Raw genomic sequence first — 5,665 nt, forward strand, 5'->3', positions numbered from 1 at the left:
TCCAGGTCACGCCGCCATCGGCGACGATCCTTCGCTCGGAAGTGGTGCCGCCAGTGGGTGGCGACACCCTCTTCGTCGACGCCCAGCGCGCATATGATGATCTCTCTGAGACCATGAAGGCGCTGCTGGCGCCGCTGCGGGCCATCCATTCCGCAACCCGGCCCTATGGCGCGCAAGGGATGTACGCCAAGGAGACCGTCCAGCGGACCATGAAAATCCTCTACTCGGAAGAGGCCGACAAACAGCACAGCCACCCGCTTGTCCGCACTCACGGCGAGAGTGGCCGCAAGGCGCTCTATGTCAGCCCGACCTATACGATCGGCATCGAGGGTCTGACGGAGATGGAGACGGATGCGGTGCTGGGGTTTCTCTACAAGCACCTGCTGCAGCCCAAGTATCAGTATCGGCACAAGTGGCGGCCCGGGATGGTGCTCATGTGGGACAACCGCCGCACCATGCACTTCGCCGAGGGCGGCTATGACGGCCACCTGCGGGTGATGCACCGGACCACGGTGCGGGGCGAAGTTCCAGTCTGAGAGTGCGCGGGCAGGGCGTTCTGATCGGGGCGACTTCGACGCGCGGGCATAGCCGGCGCAGATACAGGTGAACCAGGATGGTTGGCATGCGATTGCAGGTCTTTATGGGGATCGCGGGTGCGCTGCTAATGGGCGCGCCGGTTGCTGCTCAGACGCCCCCGGCCGCGCAAGGTGCGCGCGAGGGCGCGATGCGCGAACTGGCCGTTATGCGAGCGCTGCCGTTCGAGCGGTTGGACGCCAACAGGGACGGGAGGCTGCAGGAAACCGAACTGCCGATCACGTTGGGCTCGGCCTATCCGCGCGCGGACAAGGACAAGTCCGGCGACATCAGCCCGGACGAACTGCGGGCCGAACTTGACCGCCTTGAAGCGCGCCTGGCTCGCGGCCCCGCGTTGGATCCGAAGAACCCACCGAAGGACTGGAAGGCGCTGGATCGAGCGCTGGACCAGTTCGTCGCGCATCACGAACTTGACGGCGTGGCGCTGTTGATTGGGCGCGGCGACAGGGTGCTGTTTGAGGGCTATGGGGGCAGCTACGGCCCAAGCACGCGGATCAACATGGCCTCGGCCAGCAAATGGCCGGGCGGCGCGGCGATCGCAGCGGCCGTCGTCGCCGGCAAGCTCGACATGAACGCCAAGCTTTCGACATGGAAGCCGGGCTTCGCTGGCACGCCGAAAGGCGACCTGACCTTGGCGCGCCTGATGTCCTTCACCGCCGGCGCGACGAGCGTGAACGAAGGCACGCAGGATATCGCGCTCGATCCACGCATGAACATCAGCGAAGCTGCGGATCGATTGCTGGCGTTGCCGCTCGTCACCACGCCGAACACGCAGTTCGCCTATGGCGGATGGACCCAACAGGTCGGCGCAGCCTGGGCCGTTGCAGCGACCGGAGAGCCGTTTGTGGCGCTTTGGAACCGGACGGTGCGCGATCCCGCGGGCATGACCGACAGCCATTTCGGCCACCCGCGCAGCAGCCGCGATGCGCTCGATCTCCCCAATTCTAACCTGCAGGCCGGTCTGTGGACCACGCCGCGCGACTTCTCGCGTTTCCTGATGATGATGGCGACCGGCGGCAAGGTCGGTAGCAAGCAGGTCTATCCCGCCGAGGCGATCAAGCTGATTGAGCGCGACTACGCCCACGGTCTGCCCCACCGCTGGCAGGGCGCCGGCGCGGAGGGCGGACGCTCCTACGGTTTCGCGCTGTGGTGCGAGAAAGTTGCGCCAGACCTTTCGTGTCCGGTGATCAGTTCTGGCGGCGCCTGGGGCGCCATGCCCTGGATCGATCGCGAAAAGGACCTCTGGGGTCTGTTCTTTGTCTTCGATCGCGGCCCGCGGGTTCGCCCCGACCTTGCTGTGCTGCGCAGCGCCGGCGAAGGGATTGTTATAGGCGAGAAGTCGGTCGGAACGTCCAGGTAGAGCCTCTACGGGTCGTGTGATTCATCGCGCCGAGCCTGTGCTTTACGCCCCTGTCTCCATCGGCAGGTTCGGGTCCTTGGTCCATTCCGACATGGAGCCGTCGTAGACCGCGACGGAGGGGTGGCCGAGGCGGGTCAGGGCCAGGGCGTCCATGGTCGCGGAGATGCCGCCGCCGCAATAGAAGATCACCCGAGGCCGCTCGAAGGCGCCGACGGCTTCGAACAGGGCCCGGAGTTCGGCGTCGCTGCGATAGCGGCCTTCTGCATCCAGCAGGGCGGCGTAGGGCACGTTGCGGCTGCCCTTGATGTGGCCCTTGCGGCCATAGTTCATCTCCGCCTCGCCGGAGTGGACCCCGGCGGACAGCGCGTTGATGGTGCACACCCCGCCGTCGTCTATGGCGGCCAGCACATCGTGCTTGTCGGCCCAGGCGTCGGGGCGCTCGGTGATCACGGCCTTCACGGCGGGATAGCGGCGGCTCTCGGTCTCGACCGGGCGGCCCTCGGCGGTCCAGCGGGCGAAGCCGCCGTCCAGCACCGCCACGTCGGCCAGGCCCGCCGAGCGCAGCATCCACCACAGGCGCGTCGCCCACATGGGCGTGCTGGTGCTGTAACAGACGACCTTATGCCCCGGCCCGATCCCTGCGGCGCCAAGGGCGTCGGCCAGGGCCTGGCCCTTGAGCCGCGTGAACCCGAGCGCCGAGGCGGCGTCCGAAAGGTCGCGCGCCAGATCGAGAAAGGCGGCGCCCGGAATGTGGCCGGCCTCGTAGTCGGCCCGCCCGCTCTCGACCACATAGGGCCCCGGTTTGGCGGGCCGCAGGTGGACCGTAGCGTCGAAGACCCGGAGGTCCGGGTCACTCAGATTCGCGGCCAGCCAGTCCGTGGAGACCAGCCCGCGTCCGTCCCAACCGCTCATGATCGTCTCCGGGGTTGTCACGCCCGCACCGGCGGGACCTTGCCGGCCCAGGGCTGGGCCAGCTCGAGCTGGTAGGCGAGCTGAAGCAGCAGACCTTCCTGGCCGACGCGGGCGGCGAACTGGGCGCCGACCGGGAGGCCTCCCGGGGTCCAGCCGAGCGGCACGCTGATCGCCGGGCCGCCGGCGACGTTGTGATAGGTGGTGTAGCCGACATACTCGATCAGCCGCTCGATCAAGGTGTCGAAGGGAACGTTGGGGCCGACTTCGCCCAGCGGCGGCGCGGCCCAGGCGAGCACCGGCGAGAGAATGACGTCGAAGCGTCCCTTGTCGAACCAGGGGTCGTAGGCCGCCGCAGCCTGGGTCAGCCGGCCAATCGTGGCCGGGAGCGCGGCGGGACCGGCATCGCGCGCCAGCTTGGCCATGCCCAGGCTGAAGGGTTCGAGGACCTCGCCGTCGGCGGGCTTGCCGCGCATCTTGCCGATGCTGTCGGCGGCATCGGCTGCGCCTGACCCCCAGAGCAGCAGGAAGTCGTTGATGAAGGTCTGGGCGATGGGCCAGCGGGTCGTCTCGATGCGGTGGCCCAGGCTTTCCATCAGCTTGGCCGCGGCCTCAGTGGCGGCGCGGACCTCGGGTGAGGGGGCCTTGCCGGCCCCGCCTTCGATGACGAGGCCGACACGCAGACGGCGCCTGAGCGGCTGGGTTACGAGGCCGACGGGCTTGAACCGGGCGCCGGGGCCAGAGTCTTCGGTGGCGGCGAACAGGGCGGCGCTGTCGCGAACCGTGCGGCTGAGCACGTTCTGGACCCCGATGTTGGTCACCTGGAGTTCGTTGCGCGATCCGATCATCCGGCCGCGCGAGGGCTTTAGGCCCAGGACTCCGCAGCAGGATGAAGGAATACGGATAGAGCCGCCGCCGTCGCTGGCGTGGGCGGCCGGCACCACGCCAGCTGCGACCGCCGCCGCCGCTCCGCCGGACGAGCCGCCGGACGAGCGGCCCAGGTCCCAAGGGTTGCGGGTCGGGCCAAATCCCACCGGCTCAGTGGTCGGCAGAAAGCCGAACTCCGGCGTCGACGACTTGCCTATGACATTCAGGCCGGACCGCACATAGCCGTCGACGAGCGGGGCGCTGGTGCGGGCCGGCGGCAGAGCCATCATGGCGCGCGAGCCCGAACGCGTGGGCGTGCCGGCGAAGTCGTCGAGGTCCTTGATCAGGAACGGCACGCCGCCGAAGGCGCCGGAGAGCCCGCCCGGTTTGGCGCGGTCGAGCGCACGGTCAAAGTCCGAGGCGACCAGGAAGTTGAGCTTGGGTTGCAGCTTCAGCGCGGCCTCGATCGCGGTGCGGGTTGCGGCCTCGGCCGTGGTGCGTCCGTCCTTGATCATGGCGGCCGTTTCGACCGCGTCCGGCCAGGCGGTCTTCACGGCCGGTGCCTGGGCCTGGGCCCGGGCGGCGAGGCCCGCGAAGGCGAGGCCGCCGACGGAAGCGCCGAGCGCGCGGCGGGTGATGGAGGTCATGGTGTTCTTTCCCCTAGGTGGGCGACTGACGGCCCTTGCCGGGCAGCTTGGACGCCGCGACCCATTGGCTGCAAGAGCCTTGACGCCAGGAGCGGCGTCGCCTTGATTTGAAGCCACGGTATCCGCCGACGAGACGCCGCGAGGGAGACGCACACCATGGCCGCAGAGAGATTCCCCGTCGAAGAGGGGCACATCCTGATGTTCGCCCGCTCAATCGGCGATGAGAACGTCGTCTATACCGACCGAGAGAAGGCCAAGGCCACGGAGGCGGGCGGCATCATCGCGCCGCCGACCTTCGTGCAGTCGAGCGCCCAGTTCGATCCGAACTACTTCCTGCGACCGAAGGTCGGCCAGCCCTGGTTCGGCTCCGGCAAGAACGCCACCGGCGTCACCCGCGCGTCGGGCGGCGGTGGCGGCGGCGGCGGGGGTGGGCTGCATGCTGAGCAGCACTACGAGTATCATCGGCCGCTGCGCGCCGGCGACGTGCTGACCTCCAAGACCTTTCCGGGCAAGACCTGGGAGAAGGAGGGCCGCCGCTCGGGCAAGCTGGTGTTTTCGGAGAGCGTAACGGAATACCGCAATCAGGACGGCGATCTGGTCGTCACCGCGCGCGGCGTAGGTGTGCGCACCGAACGCCCGGTCGAGCAGAAGTAAGGGAGCCCGCCAGATGCCTTTGAGCGCCGCCAAACTGGCCGTCGGCCAGGAACACACCGCCCGCCTGGTCGAGGACCTGAAGCGCACCCAGATCGTCCAGTACGCGGGCGCGTCGGGCGACTACAATCCGCTGCACACCGACGAGATTTTCACCACGCAGGTGGCCGGATATCCCTCGGTCTTCGCGCACGGCATGCTGACCATGGGCATGACCGGCAAGATGCTGACCGACTATGTTGGCGATGCGCGCCTGACCAAGTACGGCGTGCGCTTCACCAGCCAGGTGTTTCCGGGCGACACTCTGGACGCCAAGGCGACCGTGAAGGCCCTCACCGAACGGGATGGCGTGAAGCTAGTGGAGCTCGACGTCTCGACGACCAACCAGAACGGGGTCGAGGTGCTGAGCGGCTACGCCGAAGCGCGCGTCGATCCGTAAGCCCGCGCGCCATCTCGCGCCGCCGGCCGATCCGGCGTAAACGCGCGGCGCATGAGCCGGCTATCCGTGGCGCCGATGATGGATTGGACCGACCGGCATTGCCGGGCGTTTCATCGCGCCTTGACCCGTCGCACCCGGCTCTACACCGAGATGCTGACGACCGGCGCCGTGCTGCACGGGGACCGGGCGCGGCTGTTG

General features: G+C 68.4%; 7 protein-coding genes. 5 read left to right on the forward strand and 2 right to left on the reverse strand.

All coding sequences use genetic code 11. The features are described 5' to 3' along the window. Both ACIQ3R_RS14450 and ACIQ3R_RS14455 read left to right on the forward strand, forming a co-directional pair. Positions 1-536 (forward strand): TauD/TfdA dioxygenase family protein (locus ACIQ3R_RS14450; RefSeq protein ID WP_397419561.1); only part of this gene is annotated, 536 nt, incomplete at its 5' end. A gap of 86 nt (positions 537-622) precedes the next feature. After that, on the forward strand, positions 623-1,954 hold the full coding sequence (locus tag ACIQ3R_RS14455) for a serine hydrolase (protein WP_397419562.1): 1,332 nt from the start codon (positions 623-625) through the stop codon (positions 1,952-1,954). Positions 1,955-1,996: 42 nt separating this feature from the next. Here the strand turns inward: ACIQ3R_RS14455 and ACIQ3R_RS14460 are convergent, their stop codons facing one another. Both ACIQ3R_RS14460 and ACIQ3R_RS14465 read right to left on the reverse strand, forming a co-directional pair. Further along, a complete protein-coding gene (locus ACIQ3R_RS14460) occupies positions 1,997-2,866 on the reverse strand; it encodes a sulfurtransferase (protein ID WP_397419563.1) in 870 nt (289 codons plus the stop codon). A gap of 17 nt (positions 2,867-2,883) precedes the next feature. Next, positions 2,884-4,377, reverse strand: a complete 1,494-nt coding sequence (locus ACIQ3R_RS14465; protein ID WP_397419564.1) for an amidase — start codon at positions 4,375-4,377, stop codon at positions 2,884-2,886. A 156-nt stretch (positions 4,378-4,533) separates the two neighbouring features. Between ACIQ3R_RS14465 and ACIQ3R_RS14470 the strand changes: the two genes are divergently transcribed. The 3 genes from ACIQ3R_RS14470 to ACIQ3R_RS14480 form a co-directional block, all read left to right on the forward strand. Continuing rightward, positions 4,534-5,031 carry a MaoC family dehydratase N-terminal domain-containing protein gene (locus ACIQ3R_RS14470; protein ID WP_397419565.1) on the forward strand — a complete coding sequence of 166 codons (498 nt, stop codon included), beginning with the start codon at positions 4,534-4,536 and terminating at the stop codon, positions 5,029-5,031. Between the two features lie 13 nt (positions 5,032-5,044). Beyond that, on the forward strand, positions 5,045-5,467 hold the full coding sequence (locus ACIQ3R_RS14475) for a MaoC/PaaZ C-terminal domain-containing protein (RefSeq protein WP_397419566.1): 423 nt from the start codon (positions 5,045-5,047) through the stop codon (positions 5,465-5,467). A gap of 75 nt (positions 5,468-5,542) precedes the next feature. Beyond that, a partial coding sequence (locus ACIQ3R_RS14480) for a tRNA-dihydrouridine synthase (protein WP_397419567.1) occupies positions 5,543-5,665 on the forward strand: 123 nt, incomplete at its 3' end.

The sequence above is a fragment of the Phenylobacterium sp. genome, from assembly GCF_044371015.1.
GTDB lineage: Bacteria > Pseudomonadota > Alphaproteobacteria > Caulobacterales > Caulobacteraceae > Phenylobacterium.

Excerpts from the sequence above, each read along its gene's own strand:
- ACIQ3R_RS14460 (WP_397419563.1), bottom strand. The coding sequence starts at position 2,866 with ATGAGCGGTTGGGACGGACGCGGGCTGGTCTCCACGGACTGGCTGGCC.
- ACIQ3R_RS14455 (WP_397419562.1), top strand. The coding sequence starts at position 623 with ATGCGATTGCAGGTCTTTATGGGGATCGCGGGTGCGCTGCTAATGGGC.
- ACIQ3R_RS14475 (WP_397419566.1), top strand. The coding sequence starts at position 5,045 with ATGCCTTTGAGCGCCGCCAAACTGGCCGTCGGCCAGGAACACACCGCC.
- ACIQ3R_RS14465 (WP_397419564.1), bottom strand. The coding sequence starts at position 4,377 with ATGACCTCCATCACCCGCCGCGCGCTCGGCGCTTCCGTCGGCGGCCTC.
- ACIQ3R_RS14470 (WP_397419565.1), top strand. The coding sequence starts at position 4,534 with ATGGCCGCAGAGAGATTCCCCGTCGAAGAGGGGCACATCCTGATGTTC.